Annotated in this window: 3 protein-coding genes; all 3 read left to right on the top strand. The window is 69.3% G+C overall.

The window, feature by feature from the left end; genetic code table 11:
• A partial coding sequence (locus tag ON39_RS11495) for a sodium:solute symporter family transporter (protein WP_040733526.1) occupies nt 1–796 on the top strand: 796 nt, incomplete at its 5' end.
• Between the two features lie 144 nt (nt 797–940).
• Entirely contained in the window at nt 941–1,297 is a 357-nt protein-coding gene (locus ON39_RS11490; protein WP_040733525.1) for a DUF485 domain-containing protein, read from the top strand.
• The coding region (locus ON39_RS11485) for a monocarboxylic acid transporter (RefSeq protein WP_040733524.1) at nt 1,294–2,926 on the top strand (1,633 nt) is incomplete at its 3' end. The genes ON39_RS11490 and ON39_RS11485, both read left to right, overlap by 4 nt.

Here is a 2,926-nt window from a genome sequence, read left to right as displayed (position 1 = left end):
CATGGGGCTGCCGCATGTGCTCGTGCGCTTCTACACCAATCCGGACGGACGGGCCGCGCGCGCGACGGCGGTCGCGGTGATCGGGTTGGTCGGGTTGTTCTACCTGTTCCCGGTGCTGCTGGGCGCTTTCGCGCGGCTGTACGTGCCGCAGCTGCTGATCACCGGGACCTCCGACGCCGCCGTGGTGCTGCTGCCCGGCTCGGTGGTCGCCGGGCTGCCGGGGCAGCTGCTGGCCGCGCTGGTCGCCGCGGGCGCGATCGCCGCGTTCCTGTCCACCTCGTCGGGGCTGCTGGTGAGCATCGCGGGCGTGCTCAGCACCGACATGCTGCGCGGGCGGATCCGCGACTTCCGGGCGGCGGCGGTGGTGGCGGGCGCTGTGCCGCTTACCCTTTCGCTCACGGTGGCCTCGCTCGACCTGTCGCGCACGGTCGGTCTGGCGTTCGCGGTGGCCGCCTCGACCCTGTGCCCCCTGCTGGTCCTCGGCATCTGGTGGCGCGGGCTCACCGCGGCGGGCGCGGCCGCGGGCCTGATCGCGGGCGGCCTGGCGGCGGGCACGGCCACCGTGGTGTCGGTGACCGGCGGCCTGTCCGACAGGGTGGCGAACGGCTGGCCCGCCGCGCTGCTCGGCTACCCCGCCGCAATCAGCGTCCCGCTGGCGTTCGCGGCAATGGTGCTGGTGAGCAACGTGACTCAGGGCCCGGGCGCCCGCCGGGTCGGGCGCGTCTTCGTCCGCATGCACGCCCCGGAGCGGCTCGGCATGGGCGCCGACCGGGAACGCAGCCTGCGGTCGAACTGACCGCGAACCGTTCGTCGTGCCACACCGACCGTTCACCGCACAATCGGCCGCCTTCCCGGAGTGACCCACGCCACATCATCGTTTCCTCATGCGGGCCTGGCTACGGTGCTGAGCAAGTAAGCCATGTCACAAGCTAGGACGACCATGACCAGTACAGAGCTCGACGGCAGCGCACCGCGGCGCACGCCGAGTGCAGACGAATTCTTCGAGGTACAGGCCAGCCCGGACTTTCAGGAACTGCGAACGCGCTTGCGCCGCTTCGTTTTCCCGATGACGGCCCTGTTCCTCGTGTGGTACCTCAGCTACGTACTACTCGGCGCCTACGCGCACGACTTCATGGCGCACAAGGTCTTCGGCAACATCAACGTCGGATTGTTGCTCGGTCTCGGCCAGTTCGTCTCCACCTTCGCCATCACCGCGCTCTACGTCCGGTTCGCCAACCGCGAACTGGACCCGCGCGCGGCGGCCATCCGCAGCAAGCTCGAGGGAGGCCGCGCGTGAACCACGTCAGCACCTACGCCGCGGCGGCGACCGTCGGCAACCCGGCGGCCAATATCGCGATCTTCGCGGTGTTCGTCGCGATCACCATGGTCGTGGTCATCCGCGCCAGCCGCAACAACGCCACCGCCGCCGACTTCTTCACCGGCGGCCGCGGCTTCTCCGGCCCGCAGAACGGCATCGCCATCGCGGGCGACTATCTTTCCGCCGCAAGCTTTCTCGGCATCGCCGGGGCCATCGCGGTGTACGGCTACGACGGATTCCTGTACTCCATCGGGTTCTTGGTCGCCTGGCTGGTCGCGCTGCTGCTCGTCGCCGAGATGCTCAGGAACACCGGCAAATTCACCATGGCCGACGTGCTCAGCTTCCGGCTCAAGCAAGGACCGGTGCGCACCGCCGCGGCGTTGACCACCCTCGCGGTGTCGCTGTTCTACCTGCTCGCGCAGATGGCCGGCGCCGGTGGCCTGGTCGCGCTGCTGCTCGACATCTCCGACAAGACCGGGCAGTCCATCGTCATCGCCGTGGTCGGCGTGCTGATGATCGTGTACGTGCTCGTCGGCGGCATGAAGGGCACCACGTGGGTGCAGATCATCAAGGCCGTGCTGCTGATCGCGGGCGCCGCGCTGATGACGGTCATGGTGTTCGCCAAGTTCGGCTTCAACCTCTCCGACATCCTCGGCTCGGCCCAGGAACACGTGACCGGCTCGAAGTCCAAGGCCGTGGCCGCCCGCGACGTGCTCGCGCCCGGCGCGCAGTACGGCGGCAGCTCCACCTCCAAGTTGAACTTCCTCTCGCTCGGTCTGGCGCTGGTGCTCGGCACCGCGGGCCTGCCCCACGTGCTGATGCGCTTCTACACCGTGCCGACCGCCAAGGAGGCGCGCCGATCGGTCGTGTGGGCGATCGGGCTGATCGGCGCGTTCTACCTGTTCACCCTGGTCCTCGGCTACGGCGCCGCCGCGGTCGTCGGGCCGGACCGGATCCTCGCGGCCGCGGGCGGGCAGAACTCCGCGGCGCCGCTGCTCGCGTTCGAGCTCGGCGGCGTGATCCTGCTCGGCGTCATCTCGGCGGTCGCGTTCGCCACCATCCTCGCGGTGGTCGCCGGGCTCACCATCACCGCGGCGACCTCGTTCGCGCACGACATCTACGCCGGAGTCATCAAGCGCGGCAGGGTCGATGACACCAAGCAGGTGCAGGTGTCCCGGATCACCGCCGTGGTGATCGGCGCGATCGCGATCGGCCTCGGCATCCTCGCCAACGGGCAGAACATCGCGTTCCTGGTGGCGCTGGCCTTCGCGGTGGCCGCTGCGGCGAACCTGCCGACGATCCTGTACTCGCTGTTCTGGAAGCGGTTCAACACCACCGGCGCGCTGTTCAGCATGTACGGCGGCCTGATCTCGACCATCGTGCTGATCGTGTTCTCCCCCGCCGTCTCCGGCAACAAGACCGCGATGCTGCCCGGCTCCGATTTCGACTGGTTCCCGCTGTCCAACCCCGGAATCGTCTCCATCCCACTGGCTTTCGTGCTCGGTGTGGTCGGGACGTTCCTCGGCAAGGCCGACGAGAACCCGGCCAAGGCCGCCGAGATGGAGGTCCGCTCGCTCACCGGCGTCGGCGCCGAGAAGGCGGTGGCGC

The sequence above is a fragment of the Nocardia tenerifensis NBRC 101015 genome, from assembly GCF_000308715.1.
GTDB classification, from domain to species: domain Bacteria; phylum Actinomycetota; class Actinomycetes; order Mycobacteriales; family Mycobacteriaceae; genus Nocardia; species Nocardia tenerifensis.
The sequence above is the reverse complement of the archived record's forward strand: the minus strand, read 5'-3'. Positions and strand labels throughout refer to the sequence as shown.

Bases quoted from the DNA above. Each gene is read 5' to 3' on its own strand.
- ON39_RS11490 (WP_040733525.1), top strand. From the start codon at position 941: ATGACCAGTACAGAGCTCGACGGCAGCGCACCGCGGCGCACGCCGAGT.